The organism is Serratia sp. YWN4 (assembly GCF_055790845.1).
Genome location: NZ_CM147696.1, coordinates 2,997,448 through 3,020,472 on the forward strand (window position 1 = coordinate 2,997,448; position 23,025 = coordinate 3,020,472).

21 protein-coding genes are annotated in these 23,025 nt (G+C 52.2%); 4 read left to right on the forward strand and 17 right to left on the reverse strand.

All coding sequences use genetic code 11. The features are described 5' to 3' along the window. Window positions 1–60 precede the first annotated feature (60 nt). The 17 genes from tkt to ACX9GT_RS14340 form a co-directional block, all read right to left on the reverse strand. Window positions 61–2,058 carry a transketolase gene (gene tkt / locus ACX9GT_RS14260; RefSeq protein WP_473187399.1) on the reverse strand — a complete coding sequence of 666 codons (1,998 nt, stop codon included), beginning with the start codon at window positions 2,056–2,058 and terminating at the stop codon, window positions 61–63. Window positions 2,059–2,120: 62 nt separating this feature from the next. Then, complete coding sequence (fbaA, locus tag ACX9GT_RS14265) at window positions 2,121–3,197, reverse strand: class II fructose-bisphosphate aldolase (protein ID WP_473187400.1); 1,077 nt, start codon at window positions 3,195–3,197, stop codon at window positions 2,121–2,123. 218 nt (window positions 3,198–3,415) lie between these two features. Then, window positions 3,416–4,126 (reverse strand): nucleoside/nucleotide kinase family protein, encoded by a 711-nt coding sequence (locus ACX9GT_RS14270; RefSeq protein WP_473187401.1) that lies wholly within the window; start codon window positions 4,124–4,126, stop codon window positions 3,416–3,418. Then, on the reverse strand, window positions 4,123–4,632 hold the full coding sequence (locus ACX9GT_RS14275; protein WP_473187402.1) for an MltR family transcriptional regulator: 510 nt from the start codon (window positions 4,630–4,632) through the stop codon (window positions 4,123–4,125). The genes ACX9GT_RS14270 and ACX9GT_RS14275 overlap by 4 nt, the downstream gene beginning before the upstream one ends. A 15-nt stretch (window positions 4,633–4,647) precedes the next feature. Then, window positions 4,648–5,619, reverse strand: a complete 972-nt coding sequence (gene glpX, locus ACX9GT_RS14280; protein ID WP_473187403.1) for a class II fructose-bisphosphatase — start codon at window positions 5,617–5,619, stop codon at window positions 4,648–4,650. Next, window positions 5,616–6,893 carry a zinc-binding dehydrogenase gene (locus ACX9GT_RS14285; protein ID WP_473187404.1) on the reverse strand — a complete coding sequence of 426 codons (1,278 nt, stop codon included), beginning with the start codon at window positions 6,891–6,893 and terminating at the stop codon, window positions 5,616–5,618. The genes glpX and ACX9GT_RS14285 overlap by 4 nt, the downstream gene beginning before the upstream one ends. A gap of 15 nt (window positions 6,894–6,908) precedes the next feature. After that, window positions 6,909–8,297, reverse strand: a complete 1,389-nt coding sequence (locus ACX9GT_RS14290; RefSeq protein ID WP_473187405.1) for a PTS mannitol transporter subunit IIBC — start codon at window positions 8,295–8,297, stop codon at window positions 6,909–6,911. A 27-nt stretch (window positions 8,298–8,324) separates the two neighbouring features. Next, window positions 8,325–8,768, reverse strand: a complete 444-nt coding sequence (gene cmtB / locus ACX9GT_RS14295; RefSeq protein ID WP_473187406.1) for a PTS mannitol transporter subunit IIA — start codon at window positions 8,766–8,768, stop codon at window positions 8,325–8,327. Between the two features lie 684 nt (window positions 8,769–9,452). Further along, the gene (locus tag ACX9GT_RS14300; protein ID WP_473191596.1) at window positions 9,453–10,550 is read right to left on the reverse strand and encodes an aminotransferase class V-fold PLP-dependent enzyme; all 1,098 of its coding nucleotides are present in this window, start codon (window positions 10,548–10,550) and stop codon (window positions 9,453–9,455) included. Between the two features lie 22 nt (window positions 10,551–10,572). Continuing rightward, window positions 10,573–11,922, reverse strand: coding sequence for a YhfT family protein (locus ACX9GT_RS14305; RefSeq protein ID WP_473187407.1), 1,350 nt, complete (start codon window positions 11,920–11,922; stop codon window positions 10,573–10,575). Window positions 11,923–11,932: 10 nt separating this feature from the next. Further along, on the reverse strand, window positions 11,933–12,295 hold the full coding sequence (locus ACX9GT_RS14310; RefSeq protein WP_473187408.1) for a DUF2620 domain-containing protein: 363 nt from the start codon (window positions 12,293–12,295) through the stop codon (window positions 11,933–11,935). Between the two features lie 77 nt (window positions 12,296–12,372). Further along, on the reverse strand, window positions 12,373–13,275 hold the full coding sequence (locus ACX9GT_RS14315) for a phosphotriesterase-related protein (protein ID WP_473187409.1): 903 nt from the start codon (window positions 13,273–13,275) through the stop codon (window positions 12,373–12,375). Continuing rightward, entirely contained in the window at window positions 13,272–14,507 is a 1,236-nt protein-coding gene (locus ACX9GT_RS14320; RefSeq protein WP_473187410.1) for a phosphopentomutase, read from the reverse strand. The genes ACX9GT_RS14315 and ACX9GT_RS14320 overlap by 4 nt, the downstream gene beginning before the upstream one ends. After that, window positions 14,500–15,675, reverse strand: a complete 1,176-nt coding sequence (locus tag ACX9GT_RS14325) for a YhfX family PLP-dependent enzyme (RefSeq protein ID WP_473187411.1) — start codon at window positions 15,673–15,675, stop codon at window positions 14,500–14,502. Before ACX9GT_RS14325 ends, ACX9GT_RS14320 begins: the two co-directional genes overlap by 8 nt. Window positions 15,676–15,728: 53 nt before the next feature. Then, a complete protein-coding gene (locus ACX9GT_RS14330; protein WP_473187412.1) occupies window positions 15,729–16,088 on the reverse strand; it encodes a PRD domain-containing protein in 360 nt (119 codons plus the stop codon). Window positions 16,089–16,097: 9 nt separating this feature from the next. After that, the gene (gene yhfZ, locus ACX9GT_RS14335; protein ID WP_473187413.1) at window positions 16,098–17,003 is read right to left on the reverse strand and encodes a GntR family transcriptional regulator YhfZ; all 906 of its coding nucleotides are present in this window, start codon (window positions 17,001–17,003) and stop codon (window positions 16,098–16,100) included. 103 nt (window positions 17,004–17,106) lie between these two features. Continuing rightward, window positions 17,107–18,105 carry a GntR family transcriptional regulator gene (locus ACX9GT_RS14340; protein ID WP_473191597.1) on the reverse strand — a complete coding sequence of 333 codons (999 nt, stop codon included), beginning with the start codon at window positions 18,103–18,105 and terminating at the stop codon, window positions 17,107–17,109. Between the two features lie 357 nt (window positions 18,106–18,462). Between ACX9GT_RS14340 and ACX9GT_RS14345 the strand changes: the two genes are divergently transcribed. The 4 genes from ACX9GT_RS14345 (at window position 18,463) to ACX9GT_RS14360 (ending at window position 23,022) form a co-directional block, all read left to right on the forward strand. Further along, window positions 18,463–19,842, forward strand: a complete 1,380-nt coding sequence (locus ACX9GT_RS14345; protein ID WP_473187414.1) for an amidase — start codon at window positions 18,463–18,465, stop codon at window positions 19,840–19,842. 95 nt (window positions 19,843–19,937) lie between these two features. Next, window positions 19,938–20,819, forward strand: a complete 882-nt coding sequence (locus tag ACX9GT_RS14350; protein ID WP_459402461.1) for a polysaccharide deacetylase family protein — start codon at window positions 19,938–19,940, stop codon at window positions 20,817–20,819. 35 nt (window positions 20,820–20,854) lie between these two features. After that, window positions 20,855–22,195 carry an MFS transporter gene (locus ACX9GT_RS14355; protein WP_473187415.1) on the forward strand — a complete coding sequence of 447 codons (1,341 nt, stop codon included), beginning with the start codon at window positions 20,855–20,857 and terminating at the stop codon, window positions 22,193–22,195. 50 nt (window positions 22,196–22,245) lie between these two features. Continuing rightward, the gene (locus tag ACX9GT_RS14360) at window positions 22,246–23,022 is read left to right on the forward strand and encodes an SDR family NAD(P)-dependent oxidoreductase (protein WP_473187416.1); all 777 of its coding nucleotides are present in this window, start codon (window positions 22,246–22,248) and stop codon (window positions 23,020–23,022) included. Window positions 23,023–23,025: the final 3 nt, after the last annotated feature.

Sequence of the window (23,025 nt, forward strand, 5' to 3'; positions counted from 1 at the left end):
AAAATCACGGCTAATCATACTAGCCGTGAGTTATTGTGACTCACAAGATGCGAGTACATCTTACTGCGATATAACCTCTTTTGCTTTCTGGAGGATCCTATCAGGGGTAATGCCAAACGTTTCATACAACTGCTCAGCGGGCGCTGATTCCCCATATGTGTTCATACCGATGACGGCACCATCTAAGCCTACGTATTTGAACCAGCAGTGGGACACGCCCGCTTCGACAGCCACTCGGGCCCTCACCATTTTTGGCAACACATATTCCCGGTAAGCAGCATCCTGCCGATCGAAAACATCGGTGGACGGCATGGAAACTACGCGCGCTTTGATCCCTTCAGCAGATACGTTTTCCCACGCCGCTACGGCCAGTTCCACTTCAGAACCGGTGGCGATAAAAATAAGCTCCGGCTGGCAATCGCAATCTTTCAGCACATAAGCGCCGCGTACGATGTTTGCCAGTTGTTCTTGGGTACGCTGCTGCTGCACCAGGTTCTGGCGTGACAGGATAAGCGCCGTAGGACCATCGCGACGTTCAACACCGTATTTCCACGCCACCGCAGATTCCACCTGGTCACATGGACGCCATGTGCTCAGATTGGGGGTCGCGCGCAAAGATGCAAGTTGTTCTACCGGCTGATGAGTCGGGCCGTCTTCACCCAGACCGATGGAATCATGAGTGTAGACCATCACGTGGCGCTGCTTCATCAGTGCCGCCATACGCACAGCGTTACGCGCATATTCCACAAACATCAGGAAGGTCGACGTGTACGGCAGGAAGCCACCATGTAGTGCAATGCCGTTGGCAATCGCGGTCATACCAAACTCGCGCACGCCATAGTGGATATAATTACCCGCGGTCTCTTGGTTGATGGCTTTCGAACCAGACCACAAAGTCAGATTGGATGGCGCCAGATCAGCGGAGCCGCCGAGGAGTTCCGGTAACAACGGGCCGAAAACTTCGATAGCATTCTGGGAAGCTTTACGGCTGGCGATTTTTGCCGGTTTTGCCTGCAGGCGGGTGATGAATTCATCCGCTTTTGCGTTAAAGCCTTCTGGCATCTCGTTTTTCATACGGCGGGTGAACTCAGTTGCTTCCTGCGGGAAGGCTCGAGTGTAGGCCATGAATTTCTCGTTCCAGGCTGCTTCTTTCGCTTGGCCAACCTCTTTCGCATCCCACTGCGCGTAGATATCCTGCGGGATCACAAACGGAGCATGGTCCCAACCAAGCTGCTTGCGGGTCGCCGCGACTTCCACATCCCCCAGCGGCGCACCATGTGCATCGTGTGTGCCAGCCTTGTTCGGTGAACCAAAACCGATGATGGTTCTGTACATCAGTAGGGAGGGTCGGTCTGTTACAGAATGAGCCTCTTCAATAGCGCGTTTAATCGCATCTGAATCATGCCCCTCAACGCCGCGCACGACATGCCAGCCATAGGCTTCAAAACGCTTCGCAGTATCATCAGTGAACCAACCCTCAACGTGGCCGTCGATGGAAATACCGTTATCGTCGTAAAACGCCACCAGTTTACCGAGCTTCAGGGTACCCGCCAGAGAGCAAACCTCATGGGATATGCCTTCCATCATGCAACCGTCACCAAGGAAAACATAAGTAAAGTGATCGACGATATCGTAACCTGGACGGTTGAACTGCGCTGCCAGGGTTTTCTCTGCGATAGCCATACCGACCGCATTCGCTATGCCCTGCCCCAGTGGACCTGTGGTGGTTTCCACGCCCGGGGTGTGGCCTACTTCCGGGTGGCCCGGCGTTCTGGAGTGAAGCTGACGGAAATTTTTCAGTTCATCCATCGGTAAATCGTAGCCGGTAAGGTGTAACAGGCTGTAAATCAGCATGGAACCGTGGCCGTTGGACAGCACGAAACGATCACGATCGGCCCAAGACGGGTTCCGGGGATTGTGGTTTAGAAAATTACGCCACAGAACTTCGGCAATGTCAGCCATACCCATCGGGGCGCCCGGGTGACCGGAGTTGGCTTTTTGTACTGCATCCATGCTCAGTGCACGAATAGCATTCGCCAGGGTCTTTCTTGATGACATTTTAAACTCCGTATTTAACTCGTTAAGAGAAATCAAACCTTGTCATGAACGGCAGGGTCCGATTATAAAACGTCGATAGCGTTTAACTCTCTGAATGCCTGCTCCAGACGTGCGATCGTCGTCAACTGACCAGCGCGAAGCCAGGCACGCGGATCGTAATATTTCTTATTCGGCTGGTCTTCGCCTTTCGGATTACCCAGTTGGCCTTGCAGATAATCTTCGTAGGTTTTGTAGTAGTCCAAGACACCTTCCCAGGTTGCCCACTGGGTATCGGTATCGATATTCATTTTCACGACACCGTAGCTTACGGAATCTTTGATTTCTTCAGCAGAAGAGCCTGAACCACCGTGGAAGACAAAGTTCAGGCTGTTGTGTGGCAGGTTATGTCTCTTAGAAACATATTCCTGAGAATCGCGCAGGATGATCGGAGTCAGTTTAACATTACCCGGCTTGTACACACCATGTACGTTACCGAAGGACGCAGCAATGGTGAAATATGGGCTAATGGCGCTCAGTTTGGTGTATGCGTAGTCAACATCTTCCGGTTGGGTGTAAAGGGCAGAAGCGTCCATGTGGCTGTTATCCACGCCGTCTTCTTCCCCACCAGTGCAGCCCAGTTCGATTTCCAAAGTCATGCCGATTCTGGACATGCGTTCCAAGTATTTGCAACAGATCTCAATATTCTCTTCCAGAGATTCTTCAGACAGGTCGATCATATGAGAAGAGAACAGCGATTTACCGGTAGCAGCAAAGTGTTTTTCACCAGCATCCAACAGGCCATCGATCCACGGTAACAGTCTCTTCACACAGTGGTCAGTGTGCAAGATCACCGGTATGCCGTAGTGTTCAGCCATCTGGTGCACATGGCGTGCACCAGAGATAGCCCCCAGAATAGCAGTCTGTTGACCTTCACCCTTAATCCCCTTGCCCGCGATATATTGCGCACCACCATTGGAGAGTTGGATAATAACTGGCGCTTTAACTTTAGCAGCGGTTTCCATTACGGCGTTGATGGAGTCAATCCCCACACAGTTTACGGCTGGCAGAGCGAAGCTATTTTCTTTAGCCACCTGAAACACTTTCTGAATATCATCCCCCGTCACCACGCCCGGTTTTACGAAGTCAAAAACTTTAGACATTTAAATACTCCTGCACTTGTATATTAAATCATTAAATAATTTCAGGTAATATGCGCGCAACTATTAAAATATATCTAGAGAGGTAAGGTCATAAATTCAAAAACGAAAAAATAATATACAACTAAAAAGATAACCATCACCAACCAATAGGCAGCCTGGAGAATGAGATATATAGATATACTGTAATGATATTTACGATATTATCGGCATAGATTAAATCAGGTAAAACGGTATTTCCCATTTTCAGTCATCGCCAGAGTGATATCTGCCGGGCGACTATGCGCCAGCACGTGCTCGACATTTGGGCCATCCGTGCGCAGATAGAACGCTCTCGCTTCGTCCAGACTTAAACCGCCAGCACACTTACGAGCGATCAATCGCTCACGCAACATCTCAGCAGGCGCCTGAATAAAAATGGAAAAATCGCAATAAGGCTCAAGGCTGCGCCAGTTATCATCATCCAGCAACAGCCAGTTCCCCTCTACAATCACCACCGGTGCTATTACCCTGATCGCATTTTCCACCGGATCGTGCCGTTGCCTGTCATACTGTGGCCATTCCCCATCACCATCACGGATCAGCTCAAGGTTTTTTGCCAGTTTATCCACATTGAACGTTTCCGGAGCGCCTTTAAATGGCCGCAAGCCATGTTCATTAAGCCAATCATTGTAATGATGAAAACCATCCATTGGCAGGGTCTGAATTTCTGGCAACAATGGGTCTTGCAGGGATAAGTACTCCCAAAATGCGGTCAAAGTGGATTTTCCAGTACCCGGTGGCGCACTGAGGAAAATAATCTTTCTCTTGTGTGAGGGAATAATCTTCCGGTCTGCCAATTGACGAAGTAATGGTAGATGAACATGAGCAATTTCTTTGTCGTCATAATAGGCTTCAACGACCAATCCGTTAATAGTCAACGTTACTTTCAAGGTGTGAGCTCCTTTAAAATTGCCGTTACTGCCAGTACTAACGCCGTTTTGATCATGCCTCTAAAACGTAATTCTGACCAAGTAGAAAAATCAGCAAACTTCATTGACGTTAATGCACTATATAGCGTGACGTTCTTGACTATACAACTGACGTTACAGATGAAATCCCAACATATATCATCGGTAAAGCTGGGAGTTACCTTTTGCTCCTGCAAGTATTGTCCGAATTGAGAAAAATGTGCTATGTCAGCGTAGAACGCTTTATCTATTTTCCCCAAGGCGTAAATCAGGCGCAATGCAACATCAATATCATCCAGTGGTCCACTACGGGCAAGTAACGGTTTCACCGCATATTCCATAATTTCTTCATCGTTGTTAACGAATAACGACGGCAGAAATTGCTTGACGCCATGTTGCAACATGCTGTTTGCCACCGTAATAAATGAGAGCAAATCATCTTGTGCATCCAATTGCTCAAGCACATCATCTTCTGTCAGCGTTGTCATTCGTTTCTCGATAAATCACCAGGAGTGTTGGGAGTCTATTATATTACATGTTTGGTCCATGCCACAGATAAGTAACGTGTGTGTACGTAAGCCGTTAGGCATCTGCTGGATACCTCCCAGCAGATCACCGCCTGTGACACCTGTGGCAGAGAACAAAATATCTCGACTGGTTATCAATTCATCAAGAAAATAAACACGATTAATATCAACGCCCATTTCCACACAGCGGCGACGCTCACTTTCCGCTATCTGCCGATGCTCCCCCGATTCACCCTTGGCCTGACAAAAATCAATGAGTTCAGCTTGCATGTCACCGTTTAACGCCTTCACTGCACAGGCAGAAATCACGCCTTCCGGTGCACCACCTATCGTAAACATGACATCAAACAGATTATCGTGTTGGCAGGTCAAGATGCTGGCGGCGACATCACCGTCTGGAAGAGCGTAGACCTTAACACCGAGACGAGAAGCCTCTTCGATCGCTGGTCGTAAACGCGGTTTATCCAGTGTCACCATGCGCAACATTTCCAGAGGCTTACCGAGCGCGTCAGCAACGTTGCGCAGGTTATCTTGCAGAGATAGTGCCAGGTTGATTGCCCCCTGAGCCTTCTTATTTACGACCAGTTTTTTCATGTACATATCAGGGGCATGAAGCAGGCTGCCATGTGGAGCAAACGCCATGACCGCCAGTGCATTACTTTGCCCCATAGCCACCATTCTTGTGCCTTCAATGGGATCCACAGCGATATCGACCTCAATACCCATACCGGTTCCCACTTTTTCACCGATCCACAGCATGGGTGCTTTATCGATTTCCCCTTCACCGATCACAATCCGCCCCTGCATGGGGATGTGATTAAGCGCCTGACGCATCGCCGAGACTGCCAGGCCATCAATTCTGTTCTTGTCGCCGCACCCCGTTTGTGGCCAGGCGGCCAACGCCGCCTGCTCCGTCGTACGCACCAGCGACCAGGTCAGTGATATCATTCCACAACCTCCCCGACATCAACGCCAAACTGTGCCAGTAGATATTTCTCCGCCTTCTCGTTCCAGATACCGTGCGTCTCTTCTACCAGTCGCGCCAGTTCTCTGAATAGGGGATCGGTTTTGCCTTTTTCTGCGAAGTCGGCAATCGCCGTTAGCGGCATCGTCACGCCGTTGTAGATAAGCTTTTTGCCACCGGGAATATTTGGCAAGTTGAGTACGGTTTCCGGCACGGCGTCAAGACCACCGATGTGCGTTACCATAAACGAGGGTTGCAATTGCCCAGTCGCACTGAGCGCTATGGCCTTTTTCATATCGTCGGCGGAACCACCGGAGGTGCCGACCACATGGGTACTATTGTAATGCACGTTGTAGAAGTTGAACGGCACCTTGAAGTCTTTATCCGTCGGGCCAGCGAAGAAGTTCAGGCAGCCATCTTCCGCCAGCAGTTCGTCAGCCATTTCTACCACTGAGGGCACGGCGGCGTAGACAAAGACATCATCAAAGCCTGTACCGTCAGTCAATGCACGAAGTGTTGCTGCAGGGTTTTCCATGCCTGCGGTATTGACATAGATAAGCTCTATGCCCTTCTCAGCGGCCAACTCGACGGGCAGTAATTTTTTTGCCTGCTCCAGACGCGTCTCATCGATATCCACCACCACCACTCGTGAAGGCTCAATGCCACCGTTAATGGCATAATCAATGGCGCCAATTCCCATCGGCCCGGCACAGGCGAGCAGCGCCAGATTGCCGCCCGGCTTAATTCCCATACGATGCTCATAGACATACGGCGTCGTATGATAATTCCCGTTATACGCACCGATAATGCAGCACATCGGTTCCGCCAAGGATGCAGCAGCAAAATAGGATCCGTTGTAGGGTAAAACACAGCCCAGATTAACCGCGACTTCGGGAATAATCATGTAAGTCGCGTTGCCACCGAAATATTCATAGCTGTATCCGGCTGAATAACCAGAAGGTAACCCCATTGCTGGTTGTAAAACAAAACGCTGCCCTTTCTTATACTTGCCCTGAAGATTTTTACCTACTTCAACAATTATTCCAGCACACTCATGACCTGTAATCACCGGGTGATTTTCTAAATCATCGGGCACACGCTTATGATCGCTTCCCAGCAATGCAGCCTTCCATGTTGACAAACAGATACTGTCAGATATAACGCTGACCAATAATTCATTGTCAGTGATCTCTGGAAGTTCAAATTCACGTAAACGGATATCCTGCTTACCATATATAGCAGCAACTTTGGTTCTCATAATAGCCTCGGAAAATCAGTGTTTGCTTTCAGTGACAAGCTGTTGAAATAAATTATCTAATTGTGGATCACCAATATAGTTGCTAATTAAAATTAACGGTTTATCACTGACAAGTTTTACTCGTCCCTCAAGATTTGCATGAGTCACAATAATATCAGCATCATCAGGCGCATTTTCAATAGCATAGTGTTTAACGTCTATAGATATCCCTTGTTTTTCCAGTCGTTTACGAAACGTTGTCGCGCCCATTGCACTGGATCCCATTCCGGCGTCACAAACAAACGCAATACGTTTCACCTGACGGAATAAACGAGCCCCTTCCTGCTTCATCGATTTCACGGCTTTAGTTGAATGCTCGAACTCATCTTCATTCTCTACTTCAGCATTTTTCTCCATTTTCAGGATAAATGCGGTGATTACGAAAGAAACTGCCGCCCCAACACTCACTCCCGCCAATGTTGCAACAAACGAGCCTTTGGGTGTTAATGCCAGATAGGCAAAAATCGATCCAGGACTTGGCCCAGCCACCAAACCACCACCGAGTAAATTGAAGGTATATATCCCTGACATTCCACCGGCGATCATTGCAACAAGCGTCAGTGGTTTCATTAACACATACGGGAAATAAAGCTCATGAATCCCCCCAAGGAAGTGAATGATCATCGCACCTGGCGCTGATTTTTTACTCATCCCTTTGCCAAAAATGGCAAAACCTAACAGCAACCCCAAGCCTGGTCCAGGATTAGAAGCGACCATAAAGAAGATCGATTTTCCCGTTTCTGAAGCCTGCTGCATACCGAGAGGATAATAAACCCCCTGATCGATGGCATTGTTGAGGAAAAGAATCTTAGCGGGTTCATTAATCAATGAGAGCAGAGGCAGATACCCCGTTTGTACCAGTGATTCAATGCCTGTTTTAACAAAGTTATTGGCAATCAGTACCGCTGGACCAATTATCTCAAAACCGAGAAGACACAGTAACATGCCCGCGATACCCAGCGAGAAATTATTGATAACCATCTCAAAGCCAGCAGGTATCTTTTTTTCTAAAAGACGGTCAATGTGCTTTATCACCAATCCACCAAGTGGTCCCATGATCATCGCACCTATAAACATAGGAATATCGGCACCGATGATCACACCGATGGTGCCAATACCGCCCATCACCGCACCACGCTTACCGCTAACCAAATGCCCACCCGTTGAGCCAATCATCACTGGCAGCAAATAGGTAATCATTGGGCCAACAATTTTGGCGAAATTTTCGTTTGGCATCCAACCTGTTGGTATAAATAATGCCGTAATAAAACCCCAGGCAATAAATGCACCAATATTGGGGATAACCATTGCAGTCAAAAATCCCCCAAAAGCCTGGACTTTTGCACGAGCAGACTTGTTTTCCATGATAATATCCTATAAAGGAATGAGTCATTACACGCGAGAAATAATATCCGCGAGTTGTTTTTCTGTTTCTGCCATCAGAAGAGATTCCAGATGTTCATCTTCACTCAATAATTCACTCAGCGCTTGAATTGCATCAATGTGTGAATTGGCATCCGACGCAGCCAAGCCTATAAGCAAGCGAACAGGTTCGTTATCCTCACCGAAATGAACATCGTTTTTTAATAGCGTTAATGACATCCCTGTTTTTAAGGCACCACATTCTGGTCTTGCATGAGGCATTGCTACTCCGGGCACCAGAATATAATATGGCCCATTGCTGATAGTTGACTCTTTAATTGCCTGAATGTATTCCTCATTAACAATATGGTGCCTTAATAGCGGAGCCATACAGATATCAATAGCTTCTTGCCATGTTTGTGCTGAGTTTTTAATAGAAATCGACGTTTCAGGAAAAAAATCAATTAATCGCATAAGGTACTCTCTCATTTTAATTTTAGGGTACACAACGTTGCTAAAAATAAAATACTCGAGCAGAGAAACGAATGCAATTCGGGCCAGATCCAACCTCAATTCAGAAATAAAATATTTTATCTTTATAAAACAATCGCCTAAAAATTAGGTGGCTAAAATACCGCCATTATATGTGATTTACATCACATAAATTAGATTAAAACAAAAATCAATAATTGTGATTTGAATCACAATTAATGTATTGCACTTAATTTTTATTATTGAATAGAGCAACCATAACAAGTCGTTTTTCACAAGAATCGCAATTTTCACATTTCAACCCCTTCAGCGCCCACATTTACCACGTTGGAACCGAACGATATCCCGCTATTCGCTGCCGACAGGTTGCTCACCTTGTCACGCAGGCTCCCCCACACCGCGATGAGCCACGGCTTTGTGGATAAATTCAAAGTCGATGGTGGCATCAATTTACGTACCAGATAGTCTTCAGGAACCAATTCATCCAAGGCGATGGTTTCAAACTGATATTGCTAGGGAGGGTGTTTTGAGCATGGCAGTCAGTCCATTTTTTGCACTGACCTTATTAGCTCAAGATCCTGGCCTCACGGCCAGGATCTTGTCATCAATCTGAAGCCTGAATTCACCTTCAGGCTTTTTCGCTTTTATATTCCCCTTCCCAGCGGCTCAATAACCCGCGCTGGCAACCTGACAGCTTTCACGCAGTATGCGGATAATGCTGTCCGCACCGCTGCGATTAGGGTTTATCCTGATCATGCGCTGTTCCAGGCTGGGATCGGTCTGGCGAAAGGTGCCAGAAACACGGTAAAACAGCGGTGGGATCTCATACTTGGATTCAGCGCCAACAGGATAAGGCAATGCCCCCAATGTTTGCGCCTGCAACAACACCGCTTCAGCGATCGGTTGATGAAACTCCACCAGCAGCACTTTAGATTGCGCATTCGCCAGCAGCGCCTGTTTTATCTGTGGTATCTCGCCCTGATTCAAGCGGCGCACCAACTCCTCATTCACCCGCGCCTGAACCGCGTGCATGACCGGAGCAAACGCCAGCCCGCGCAATACCTCCATCGCCTGAAAACCCTGGATCTGACTGCCGCCAGAATACATGCTGCTGCGAATGGCGCTGATTGCCTGCTGCTTGCCTACCACCACCCCAACGCCCTCCGGGCCAAACAGCTTAAAGCTGGAAAAGGTTGATAAGGTTGCCCCCAGCTCACAGCCTATCTTCGCTACTTTCATCACCGCGTAGTTATCATCAACTAACGACGGGATCGCCAGTTGGTTCAGTTGGTGGATAACCGCACCCAAATCATAGCTATCATCAATTTTCTGGCGGGTATGTTGCACCAATGCCGCCACTGGACGGTGCTCACGCACCGCTTGGGCAATCTGTTCCGGCTGATTGAAATCTGCACGAATCAAGCGTAATCCCATCTGTTCGGCAATCACCTTGCTGGTGGGATAGATCGGTGCATCATGGATCAGCAGGCTCTCGCCGCATTTAAGCAACGCGGCCAGCCCACAGCGGATCGCGCCCGTACCCGCACCGCTCACCAGCGCCGCCGCTTCGGCGGAAAAAAACTGAGCGATAACCGCCTCAACCTGCCGGGTAATTCGCGGCTGATTAAGCCCCGGAGAGAGCCCCAAATCCCCCTGTGTCAAAAACTCAGCGCCAGGGAAATGCCGGCAGATGGTATCCACCAGCCGGAATTGAGCCTGCTGGGCCTGCTCCATATCCATGCTGGCGAGTGGAAATGTCCTGATCATGATTCACCCCACAGCGGTATCAGCCAATGCCGACAATCTGAATAATGTTGGCCAATATCCCCACCACAATGGTGGCAATCGGGCCGATCGCCATCTCAACCAGTGGTCGCTTCGACGTGCGGTTAAGCAAATAAAGCCCCGCCACCACCATAAAGCCCATACCCGGCAAAATGGCGTTCGAGGCGATCATGCCCCCGACCAGCAGCGACACTTCCAGCATCCGGGTGATCGCGGTACGAATATGGTCACCACAGGCTTTGACGCCAGGATATTTATCCAAGCCGATAGCGATTTTGGTCAGTAATTGGATCTCCATCAGCATGATGACGCAACCTGCGATAAAAGCGATCCACGGATTATTGGTCGCCAGGCCAGCAACGAACACAAACTTCATGCCATCGGGGCTGTAAACACCGGTCGCAATGGCGGTCATACCGACTAATGGCACAAAGCTGATGGCACGCGCCAGCGCCACCAGCATGGCACTGGTTTGCTCGCCATGGGCCATTAATTGCAGGGAAACCGGGCCTTCTGCCAACAGGCTGAAAGACATGGTTGCCGCCACCGCCGTCAGCCCGCCGCTTAACACCAGCAGCCATTTATTCTTCTGGATACGCTCGATACGGCTGGAAAACAGCCCCACCAGCATTTCATTCGCCCCCGGTTGCTGGCCGTTGGTTGGCTGTGCCGGGCGCTCTTGCATGGCAAAGTAGAACATGGCGATCATGGAAAGCAGCAGCGCGCTGCCATTAGGATCGAGCTTGACCGGTGTAGCGATCAAACCACCAAAACTGAGGTTACCGACAGCCTGTGTGGCGAGATACCCCACTAGCGTTGCGACCAGCACCCAGATCCCTTTGCGGTAACCATATTGATAACCCACCACAATGGCCGGGAACAGGGCAAAGCAAGCCACAATAGGATCGCCCACTTTCCCCAAGTTACTCATAAAGTTTACCGGCATATGGCTGAACAGCTCGACCACCGAACGTAGCCCGGTCAGCAGAGCGATCGCGTACAGCGCGCCGATCACACCAGACAGCACCAGCCCCTTGCGGCTGTCGGCACTCCAAACGCCGATCACGTCGGTTCCAAGCAATAAGCTGTGCACCAGAATAATCGGCGCAGTGAGGGAAAAAGGCAGCCCAAAGCCGATAATCAGCCCGAAACTCAGAGCGAAGCTGGTTGCGCCAAGCGCCTTGCGGCTCATGCGCCCTTCCAGATATTCGGGCATCAGCGGGCGCAATCCATCATGAAAGACCGCAATCCCTCGGTTAGCCATCATGGCGGAAATCGCCCCGATCAGTGCCAGTAACCCGGCCTTCGTGGGGTCGATTTCAAGCAATCGCATTAAGAATGAGTGTTCCATAGTCAATGCCTCACACAGGGAACAACGTGTTAATGATCACCGGTACCACCACATCAATATCCTGCCCGGTAAAGCCGAAGGCGATCTTGCCCGCGTTGATGCAGGCGGCGATCTCGTCGTCGGACAGGATCTTGCCAGGCATCCCCACGGTGGCACATTTATCCATGCCGATAATGGCGATCGCCATGGCAAGCGCGCCGCCGCCTCCGGTATTGCAGGCGCCAAGATAGATATCCGCCTGGCCGCTTTTTATGCTCATCGCGGCCTCGATATCATTCATAATGTTGATAGACGTTGCTTTCTCGCCAGCCAAACGGCGCACGGCATCGGCAATTTTTTCTTTTTCGATCTGGCCACCAATAACAAATTTCATCTTTTTTCCTTTTTATTCAGTTAACTAGCGGTATCCTAAAGAATGTCCGTTACGGCTTGCATAACGCTGGGTAGGTATCAGTTGAAAAATCGAGCTGGGTTATCACGCAACATCAGATCCACATCGCGTTGGGACAAGCCAACCTCAAGCAACATCGGCACGAAGGTGTGCAACAGATAAGCAAAACCGAGCCCACCGTTGGCTTTTAAATGGGAACGCCGGGTAATATCCATCGAGAGCATCACCTGCCCAAGCTGCTTGCGCTCAGCAATCGCTTGCAACATGGCGACCCGTTTACTGTCGGGGTAATAGTTGTTTTTGCCGATGGTATCGAACTGCACCCAAGCGCCCTGATCCAAGATCGGCAAAATGATGTCGAGGTTGTCGGTAAGATCGCAGTGCCCAATCACAATATGCTCAGCAGCCACGCCAAAACGTTGCAACAGCCGTAGCTGTTCATAGCCCATGGTGCTGAGGGTGGTATGGGTCGAGATCGGCCTGCCGGTGCGCTGATGGGCCAGAGCGGCAGCGGCAAACACACGCCGTTCATCGTCAGTGATTTTCCCCCGGCTGGAGCCAATCTCGGCAATCACTCCCGCTTTCATCGTCGTGCCATCAATGCCTTGTTCAATTTCGCGGCACATCTCCGCCGCAATTTGGGCTTCGCTGAGCTGGGCAAGGTGGGCGGGATAAAACGCCTGCTGGTAATAACCGGTGGAGGCGATGATGTTCATCCCGCTATCGCGCATCAGCGCCTGCAAAAATTCGGCATTGCGCCCCATATAGCGGTTGGTCATCTCCACTATGTTGCGCACCCCAAGCGCGAACAGTTCACGCATTTCCTGGCAGATCAGATCATATTGATCCAACTTGCAGTCGATATCGTTTTTTCCCCCGGAGAGATCGACATGCAGATGCTCATGCACATAGGTGTAACCGGAGTCATCAATCCAGCGGGTAAGCGGTTTCGCGCTTGTCATAGCGTGCTCCAATGCGGGTTATGCGGCCTGATTAGGGGGAGAAATGAACGGCCATTCTGCGGTGCGGGGGCTTGAAAGAAATCGCATACGGTGGCACCGATATCCGACAGCGTGCTGCGTAAGCCCAAGTCACCGGTTGGCGCGCCTTGGAGATAAACCAGTAGCGGTACCTTTTCCCGCGTGTGTTTGCTGTGGCCAATCGTCGGGTCATTGCCGTGATCGGCGGTGACGATCAGGCAATCCTCCGCAGCCAAACTGCGTAAGATTTTCTCCAGGTTGCGATCCACCAGTTGCAGGCGATCGAGATAACGCTCCGTACTCTGGGCGTGGCCGGCAAGATCGGTCTCCTGAATATTGGTGCAGATGAAGCTCGCCCCCGGCTTTTGCAATTCGGTTAACGTGATATCCAAAATAGTCTGGCTATCCACCAAATCCTGGTAGCGGGTGCCATGCGGGTTCTCCACAATATCGGCGACTTTGCCGATCAGGACCGTGCTGATGCCCACCTGATGCAACTGCTGTGGCACCTGTACGGCGGCATTCACGCCATACCCCATGTGCTGCACCTGAAAGCCGTTTTCATAGGCACCGGACGCAGGAGCGTTAATGCCGATGTACTTATCCAGCCGGCTTTCTGCCGCCTGGTGAATACGCTGGCTATCGCCAATCAACCCACCAAAGGCGATCACTCGCGCCACCTTGACCTGCTCGCGCACGATGCGGCCAATTTTCTTGACCTCTTCGAAGGGGATCAGCGTCAGATTGGCGGTAACATTAAATACCAGCCCCAGATCCGCCTCGATATTGTCCCCCACCGCTACCGCATCATTCACCCAAAGGTATTGCAAACCGTCCCCCATACGTTTCACTGAATAACCCGCCTGTTGCAAAGCCGCTTCCACCGAGTCGATCACCGATGAAAAAGGAATACACACCGGCGTTTGTGGCTCAGTACCCATGATTTCCTGATGCCCCATAAAGGTATCGCCACCTTCATGCTGGAGGTTGGCAGTGCCAAACACTGCGCTAGCGGAAGGCTGCATGATATTGGCTTGAAAACCCAGAGCATTAATCAGCCCAAGCCGTTCCAGAGTCGGTAAACGTACTTCAGGGTAAGCCTGCAAAATATGGCCGCAGGTATTGGCGCCCCTATCCTGCGGCCGTTTCTGCTCCACATCATCCATGGCACCCACGCCGAAGCTGTCGATCACCAGTAGCAGAAACTTAGCCATTGCAGCCCCCTTGTTTCACACGGCCTTGGCTGTCATAAATCCCTTCCAGCTTGGGTTCACCGGTGGCAATGCCGGATACCAGTGCCACATCGCTGCGGGTAACAAATATCTGGCTGCGAAAACACATCAATACCGGGCTGCCGATGGGGTATACCCCTTGCAGAGCAATGTGATAATCGATACTGGATTCATTCTGTGGCTGAACGCCTGCGGTCAACAGTGATCCCCCTTCCTCTGCGGCGACCAACGCCTGAAGAACGTGGCCGCGGCGATAATAGCCACCGCCATAGCAATAGCTGTTACCGGCGAAATGATGGGAAACCTCGGTGAGATAAAGCATGGCAATCTGTTCCGGCTGATCGCCCTTGATATTGGCCGGTATGGTACCGGTCAGAGCATGCCCCGGCTCAGTATGGGTAGCACCGTGCTGCGCCAGCAGCGGCAGCGTGGTGCAACTGGCCGCCGAAGGGGCATTGATCTGCCGGATCTCCCAGCCGCGCTGCCGTAGTTGCTGGCTGGCCTGGAGCAGCGTCTGTAAGTTATGCGTGGGTAAGGTTTGTTGCTGCTGTGGATCCCAGAGTAAACATGGGAAATGGGTCAACCCCTGTAACACTAGCCCCGGCATGGCAGCGATTTTTGCCGCAATCTCTGGCAGTTGCTCCAGTACAAAACCCGCCTCCTGGCCGGGATAGAGCAGATCGCCCGGCGCAAACACTTTCAGCATCACCGGTTGCACATAGCCTGAGCGCTGCGCATGTTCAGCAATTTTTGCGGCTTTCTCCAGTGAGAAAACGGTGATGACCTCTGGCCGCTGCGCCACTATCTGCGGGATCAATTTATCTGGGATCTGGACAAGATGCCCAACGTGGCACAGCGGGATCCCGGCCGCGGCAAGGCTCTGGGCCTCGCGAAAATCCACTGCCACCACGCCACGGTAACCCAGCGCAACCAAACGCTCGGCCAGCCAAGGGTTACGGCCAATCTGCTTGGTCATCAGATAGAGTTCAATGCCGCATGCCTGAGCCACCTGCAATAACTGGCGAGCATTGGAAATAACCCTATCAACATCAATAATATAAGTATCCGGCAAGATAAGCCCTTGGGCCCATAACTCCCTGGCTACATCAATCATCTTGGGGTTTTGCTTTTGCAGTGCGTTAATAAACATATCTTCTCTTTATATCTTCAATAATATGAATATTTAGCCCATTAAATAATGCATCAGTGCGGGTTCTGGGCTTGCAGCAAACTATAGAGATTAGCCAGCAGGTACCCTTCTTCATTGGGATGGGTTTGATGACCCGAAGCCTGCAACAGATCCTGATGAATGAGCAACAGTTGCGGATAAATTTCGGCCTCACAAATCTCGCGTTGCAACTCTTCATCCAAAGCCTGGATAACCACATGTTGCTTTGAGCGCATCAACGCACTGGCCATGTGGGTCAAAGCCATAACACCTTGATCATTACGCACCGGGATCGACCAGCGGTTATCCAGCGCATCCAACACTCTCAACATGCCATCACGCACTTCGCTATCAATCACGCCACCTTGGCAAAGCAGGTGTAATCTTTGTTCCATATTCATCCCTCAATAAACCGGCCTTATTTCACCGGCAACCACGCGTTGCTGGTGGAACAACAGGCTCTGACGATCCACCATGGTGTGTAATAACTGCTGGGTTTGCACATCATGATGACGGGTCAGGATCACCGCCTCCGATGCACTGGTAAAACAATCATCGCCACTGAGGGGTTCTGTCATTAGCCCCAGGCGGGTCAGTTCATCATCGTCGTTGACGTTCCAGATGGCGGCATCAATATCACCGCAGATAATCTGTTTCAGGCATTCATGATAAGAGATCTCAACCAAGGTGATCGCCTGCCCGGCAAAAAATGCGGCGGTCATGATTTTCTGATCCGCAGAGGCACTGTCTATCCCCACCTTACGTATGCGATCCCGTTCACCAAGACGGTAAATCAGCCGGTGCTGCTCCGTATAGCTGTGCTCGCCAAGCGACAGGGCAATCTGCACCTGATGTTGCTGCACGTAACTTTCGGCGGCCAATTTTGATGTCACCGCCAGATCGTAAAGACCGTTCAGCAGGCACTCAATACGGATATCTGACCCCCGCATATGGGCAAAATAAAAGGGAACATCCGCAAACTGGGCTTTTAACCCGCTGGCCAGCCCTTCATAAATCCGGGTATAAGGCAGTGGCATCGCACAAACAACATTGCCGATATTGGCGTGTTTGAGCAGTGCCTTATGATCGGCAGCGATGATGAAACTGCCATTACGCCCACGGCGCTCAATATCAATAGCACCAGCCTGTTCAAGGCTTTTTAACGCCCCTTGCATCAGGCCCACAGATAAACCACTTTCTTTAGCCAGTGCATCAATGGTTTTCAGCCTGCTGCCTATCTGCTCTGTCAACAGATAGCGGGCCAAGAACGATTGGGCAACCCCTTCTTTTTTTATAAATTTATGGTTCATTTTGCACTTCGTCATTGCATTGACCTTTATATTCATAAAAATGAATATAAAGGTCAATGTGAGAAAAGCGAAAACCAGAGGAGGGTCACATCTAGATTGTTTGTTAGCTCAAACGCAATAAATAAGGAGGCAGTTCAGGCTCAGGCAGCACCGAAATCACTTTCAGGCGTTGCAGTGTGCGGGCTTGGGCACGATTGAGATGATCTCGCAGGCCAAATGCCGCAGAGTCATACGCCCCTTGCAGCAGCATCTGCAACACCAGCCGGTGCTCATTCAGCATCACCTCATCCACTTTGACCCCCAACATATCGTAGAAAATCCGCGTGACGATCAGAGGAGACTGGCTTTGCCGCAGCACGGCCAGCATAGCTTTATTACCTGAGGGTTCCAGGCAATGGACATGCAGATCTTCTTCCACCTGTTCCAGGGCGGCCAGCGAAAAACCACCATTTTCCAGTTGCATCAACCGATCCAGGCTGTCCAACAACAGTTGGCGTGGCAGGTAAGGTGCGGCTTTACGCAGGGCAATCGGTTCCAGGCTGGCGCGGATTTCATAATGATCGGCAATTTCACGCGCGGTCAAAGGCCCCACCAGCCATTGGGCATAGGATTCTTTTTCCACCAGGCCGCGATCGCGCAGCCGCATCAGTGACTCACGGATAATATTGCGGCTCACACTATGAAATTCTGCGGCAGCGCCTTCATTAACCTGATAATGGCCAAATACCATGCAGGTAGAGAGCGCCTCTTGCAGATAGCCGAGCACCTTTTCACCCGCGCTGCGCGTATCCACCAGTTCTTCAAGCTGGCACAACCCCAAAACGGAGCGGTTGAGAGGTAAACGCTGCGGTTCTACATCTTGCCCTTCGGCGGCAACGATAAAACCGCGCCCTTCAAAACGCGCAATCACCCCTTTTTCATGCAGCAGCCCCAGTGCCCGACGAACCGGCACCCGGCTGGTACCAAAAACTTCCGCCAGCGGCCCCTCCAGCAACACCAACCCCGTAGGAACTGCACCAGACTGGATCGCGTCATCCAATACCTGCCTGATCATTTCATAACGCGCACCAACGCGCATTTCGCCGCTGTTTCTCTCTTCCATCCGCACGTAACTCGGCAACCGTTCTCAGTTGAATGGCAGCTATTATGGCACACTCTGTCCGTTAAGTTGATGTAGCCACCGTTCGGATGAGCCACCTTGCCCCTCGGTGGTACAATCTGTTATCCACACCGCTCATTAATGAATCATTCTAGTAAATATTCATTTTCAACGCTATTGCCACTTCATATTCTGTATGTAAATCACACAAACATGATTTCCATTTTCTTTTATTTAACACTTAATCAGCACATTGATCACATAAAAACACAAAAATCAACTTTACAGGCTGACAGATTGGCATTCCTCTTGCTAGCTTAAAATGTATATTTTATTGAAAAATACATTTTAAGGGGCGATATGGACAATCGACTTTCGGGATCCTCAGGCGATCAAAACAGCGATGCCCGCTATTTTGCCGAACGCTTCCGCCAGGGAACCTTGACCCCAAGCGAACTGACTGAGCAAGCATTAGCTCTGGCAGAGTCGATGCCCGAGGTTTTTATCAGCCTAACCCCCGAGCGGGCACGCCGTGAAGCGGCTGAAGCGACCAGGCGCTGGCAACGCGGTGCCCCGTTAAGCCCGCTGGATGGCATACCTGTCGCCTGGAAAGATCTGTTTGATCTGGCCGGTTCGCTCACCACTGCCGGTTCCGCCACTCGCCTTAACGCCCCATTGGCCACGCAGGATACCGCTCTCGTGGCCCGGCTACAGGCAGCCGGAATGGTCTGCCTGGGCAAAACCAACCTCAGTGAGTTTGCCTATTCCGGGCTGGGCCTTAACCCACATTTCGGTACCCCGGCAATTTACGATCGTCACGGCATAGCACACGCTCCAGGCGGTTCCTCCAGCGGATCGGCCTGCGCCGTCGCACGCGGCGTCGTTCCTATCGCGTTGGGTACCGATACCGCCGGTTCCATCCGCATCCCGGCAGCGTTCAACGGTTTGATCGGCTATCGCAGCAGCAGCCAGCGTTACAGCCGCCACGGAGTGTTCCCGCTGGCGCAAAGCCTGGACACACTCGGCCCCCTCTGCCGCAGCGTGCGTGATGCCGTCACCTTGGATCAACTATTGACCGGCGCTTGCTCAGCGCCAGCCTCGGTATCACTGCGCGGCCTGGTGCTGCGGGTTGATGAGCAGATCCTCAATGACCATCGCGTTGAGCCTAGCGTGCGGCAAAATCTGCTGAATATGCTGGGCAAACTCACTGCTGTGGGCGTGCTGATCGACCGGCGGCCGGTTGCCGCATTGCACCACAGCCTGCAATGGATAGCCGATGAAGGTTGGCCGGGTGCCGTTGAGGCCTTAACCTTGCACCGCACGTTGCTTGAAAGTCCGCAGGCGGCACAAATGGACGCCCGTGTCCGTACCCGCCTGATGGCCGCCAAGGCGTTACCCGCCGATCTGCTGCCGCGCTTTTTACAACAACGCGTCGGCTGGCAGCAGCAAATGCGCACCGAGCTGAACGGCGCGGTGCTGGTTACTCCAACCGTCGCACACGTCGCCCCTGCTCTGGCACCGCTGGAAAACGATGCCGAACTGTTCGCTCAAACCAATCTGGCGACCTTACGCCTGACCATGCCGGGCAGCCTGCTGGATATGCCCGGCATCACGCTGCCAACCGGCCAGGATGCCAACGGATTAGCCACCAGCCTGCTGCTGTCGTTGCCCAACGGGGACGATCAACGCCTGCTGAATCTGGCGCTCAGCATAGAACAACACATGGCCCGACAAAACTGAGGTGGCCCCCTTGATTGACCGCCACCTGACCACCCCGGCAGGCCATCTGGCCACCGGTTTACCTGCGATAACTCGCAAACCTAGGAGCAATTATCATGGCTAAAGAAATACTCTGTGCGTTTGGCGTTGATGTGGATGCCGTTGCTGGCTGGTTAGGATCCTACGGCGGTGAAGACTCACCCGATGATATTTCACGCGGTCTGTTTGCCGGTGAGGTTGGCGCGCCGCGTTTGCTGAAGCTGTTTGCCGACCATAACCTACGCACCACCTGGTTTATTCCGGGCCACTCGATCGAAACCTTCCCTGAGCAAATGCAGGCGGTGGCCGCCGCCGGGCACGAAATTGGCGTGCATGGCTACAGCCACGAAAACCCGATCGCCATGACGCCCGCGCAGGAAGAGGCCATTCTGGATCGCTGCATCGATCTGGTGACCGAGTTAGCGGGTAAGCGCCCGACCGGTTATGTCGCCCCCTGGTGGGAATTCAGCAACGTCACTAACGAGCTGTTGCTGAAGAAAGGCATCAAGTATGACCACAGCCTGATGCACAACGATTTCCATCCTTACTATGTGCGCGTTGGCGACAGTTGGACCCGCATTGATTACAGCAAACACCCCGACAGTTGGATGAAACCGTTGCAGCGCGGCGAGGAAACCGATCTGGTGGAGATCCCGGCCAACTGGTACCTGGACGATCTGCCGCCGATGATGTTCATCAAGAAATCCCCGAACAGCCACGGCTTCGTCAACCCTCGTCACCTGGAGGAGATGTGGCGCGATCAGTTCGACTGGGTGTACCGCGAGAACGACTACGCAGTGTTTACCATGACCATCCATCCCGACGTGTCTGGCCGCCCGCAGGTGTTACTGATGCTGGAGCGGTTAATCAAACACATCCAAAGCCATCAAGGCGTGCGCTTCGTGACCTTTGATGAAATTGCTGACGACTACCTGCGCCGCGTACCGCGCAAAGTCTAATCCTGACTCCCCCTATTGAATGAGTGACAGCAAACATGAGCATCTATAAAAAAACCACGGTCGATGGCTGGCAGCCACAGCCATTAACCCTGAAAGATGTCAAATTCGCCACCTGGATCGCGTTCTTCGCCTGGGTATTCGCCGTCTACGACTTTATTCTGTTCGGCACGCTACTGCCGGAGATCGGTAATCATTTCAACTGGAGCGAAGTTGAGCAGGCCAAGCTGGCAACCTGGGTGGCGGTTGGCGGTGCCGTTGTGGCCCTTGGCGTCGGCCCGCTGGTGGACCGGTTGGGCCGCAGGCTTGGTATCATCGTGACCGTCACCGGTGCCGCTGTCTGTTCGCTGTTGACCGCCGTAGGGGGAGCCTGGGGCAAAGGTGCCTTGATCGGCATCCGCTCAGTAGCAGGGTTAGGTTATGCCGAACAGACCGTGAACGCGACTTACCTTACTGAGCTGTATGCCGCCATCAACGATCCAAAACTGAACCGGCGCAAAGGCTTTATCTACAGTTTGGTGCAGGGCGGCTGGCCGGTCGGCGCACTGGTCGCCTCTGCGTTGACCGCGCTGTTGATGCCGCTTATCGGCTGGCAGGGCAGCTTTATCTTTGCCGCCATTCCGTCGTTTATCATCGCCCTGCTGGCGTTGAAGCTGAAAGAAACCCCGCAGTTTCAAATCCACCAGCATATTCACCGGTTGCGTAACGCCAATCAGGCCGATAAAGCCCGGCAGGTGGCGGAAGATTACCATATCGATTACGGCGATCATCAGAGTGCCGGTCTGGCGGCGACGTTTCGCGGTACGTCGCTACGCGCCACCCTGGTGCTGGGCTGTGCGGTGCTGATCAACTGGTTTGCCATTCAGATTTTCAGCGTACTTGGCACCACGGTAATCACCAAAGTGCATAACGTCTCTTTTGCCAACTCGCTGTTGATTCTGGTGCTGTCCAATCTGGTTGGCTACTGCGGTTATCTGGTGCACGGCTGGCTGGGCGATCGCTTCGGCAGGCGCAATACCATTGCCGTCGGCTGGATACTGGGTGGCCTGGCCTTTGCCGCCATGCTGTTTTGCCCGAGCAATTTCGCCATCATCGTTATCCTGTACAGCGTTGGCCTGTTCTTCCTGATCGGGCCGTATGCCGCCGCCCTGTTCTTTATCAGCGAGAGCTTCCCGACTGCTATCCGTGCCACCGCCGGAGCCTTGATTGGGGCCATGGGGCCGGTTGGTGCCATTATTGCCGGGATTGGCAGCACCACCATTCTCAGCAGCGGCGGCAACTGGCAGAGCGCCGCGCTGTTCTTCGGCGCAGTTCCCTGCTTTGCCTCGGGCATCATTATGCTGTTTGCCCGCCATGTCGCCCCCCACAGCGTGAAATAGTTTGAACTGGGGGAGCTGGCTCCCCCTACTTTACGGATAAGGAGTTAATCATGACCGAACATGCAACCTCACGCCCGGTGGCGCTGATCAGCGGTGCGGCCAGCGGTATCGGCCTAGCCTTAGCGCTGGAGTTCGCCCGCTGTGGCGTGCGCGTCGCCGCAGGCTATTTCCCTCAGGATCCGCATGACTATCGGCAAGCCGCCGCTCAGGTAGCAGCCATTGGGGGTGAGGCGCTGTGGTTAGAGCTGGATGTGGCTTCAACCCCATCGGTGAATGCTTTCGCCCAGCGCGCGGCAGAACATTTCGGCCGTATTGATTACGCCGTGGCCAACGCCGGTTTACTGCGCCGCGCTTCAATCGGCGAGATGAGCGACGAGCAATGGAATGAAATGCTCAATGTAGATTTAAGCGGGGTAATGCGGCTGTTCCGTGCCGCGTCCACTCACATGCAAGGGGCTGGCAGCATGGTGGCGATCTCCTCGATCGCCGGTGGGGTTTATGGCTGGCAGGATCATGCCCACTATGCCGCCGCCAAAGCCGGGGTTCCCGGTATCTGCCGTTCCATGGCGGTGGAACTGGCACCGCGCGGCATTCGCTGTAATGCGGTGATCCCTGGCCTGATCGAAACCCCGCAATCGCTGGACAAGCAAAACTCGCTGGGGCCAGAAGGCTTGGCTAAAGCCGCACGCAGCATTCCGTTGGGGCGAGTCGGGCGGCCAGAAGAAGTAGCCAGGCTGATCCGCTTTCTTTGCAGTGAGGATGCCTCTTACATTACCGGCCAGAGCCTGATTATCGATGGCGGGTTGACCGTCCGCTGGCCTGACTAACCG

Coding starts and splice junctions, on each gene's coding strand:
- ACX9GT_RS14325 (WP_473187411.1), bottom strand. CDS start 15,675: ATGTTTATTAACGCACTGCAAAAGCAAAACCCCAAGATGATTGATGTA.
- ACX9GT_RS14305 (WP_473187407.1), bottom strand. CDS start 11,922: ATGGAACACTCATTCTTAATGCGATTGCTTGAAATCGACCCCACGAAG.
- yhfZ (WP_473187413.1), bottom strand. CDS start 17,003: ATGAACCATAAATTTATAAAAAAAGAAGGGGTTGCCCAATCGTTCTTG.
- cmtB (WP_473187406.1), bottom strand. CDS start 8,768: ATGCGATTAATTGATTTTTTTCCTGAAACGTCGATTTCTATTAAAAAC.
- ACX9GT_RS14320 (WP_473187410.1), bottom strand. CDS start 14,507: ATGGCTAAGTTTCTGCTACTGGTGATCGACAGCTTCGGCGTGGGTGCC.
- ACX9GT_RS14345 (WP_473187414.1), top strand. CDS start 18,463: ATGGACAATCGACTTTCGGGATCCTCAGGCGATCAAAACAGCGATGCC.
- ACX9GT_RS14360 (WP_473187416.1), top strand. CDS start 22,246: ATGACCGAACATGCAACCTCACGCCCGGTGGCGCTGATCAGCGGTGCG.
- glpX (WP_473187403.1), bottom strand. CDS start 5,619: ATGATATCACTGACCTGGTCGCTGGTGCGTACGACGGAGCAGGCGGCG.
- ACX9GT_RS14340 (WP_473191597.1), bottom strand. CDS start 18,105: ATGGAAGAGAGAAACAGCGGCGAAATGCGCGTTGGTGCGCGTTATGAA.
- ACX9GT_RS14350 (WP_459402461.1), top strand. CDS start 19,938: ATGGCTAAAGAAATACTCTGTGCGTTTGGCGTTGATGTGGATGCCGTT.
- ACX9GT_RS14310 (WP_473187408.1), bottom strand. CDS start 12,295: ATGAAATTTGTTATTGGTGGCCAGATCGAAAAAGAAAAAATTGCCGAT.
- ACX9GT_RS14275 (WP_473187402.1), bottom strand. CDS start 4,632: ATGACAACGCTGACAGAAGATGATGTGCTTGAGCAATTGGATGCACAA.
- ACX9GT_RS14315 (WP_473187409.1), bottom strand. CDS start 13,275: ATGACAAGCGCGAAACCGCTTACCCGCTGGATTGATGACTCCGGTTAC.
- ACX9GT_RS14285 (WP_473187404.1), bottom strand. CDS start 6,893: ATGAGAACCAAAGTTGCTGCTATATATGGTAAGCAGGATATCCGTTTA.
- ACX9GT_RS14290 (WP_473187405.1), bottom strand. CDS start 8,297: ATGGAAAACAAGTCTGCTCGTGCAAAAGTCCAGGCTTTTGGGGGATTT.
- tkt (WP_473187399.1), bottom strand. CDS start 2,058: ATGTCATCAAGAAAGACCCTGGCGAATGCTATTCGTGCACTGAGCATG.
- fbaA (WP_473187400.1), bottom strand. CDS start 3,197: ATGTCTAAAGTTTTTGACTTCGTAAAACCGGGCGTGGTGACGGGGGAT.
- ACX9GT_RS14355 (WP_473187415.1), top strand. CDS start 20,855: ATGAGCATCTATAAAAAAACCACGGTCGATGGCTGGCAGCCACAGCCA.
- ACX9GT_RS14330 (WP_473187412.1), bottom strand. CDS start 16,088: ATGGAACAAAGATTACACCTGCTTTGCCAAGGTGGCGTGATTGATAGC.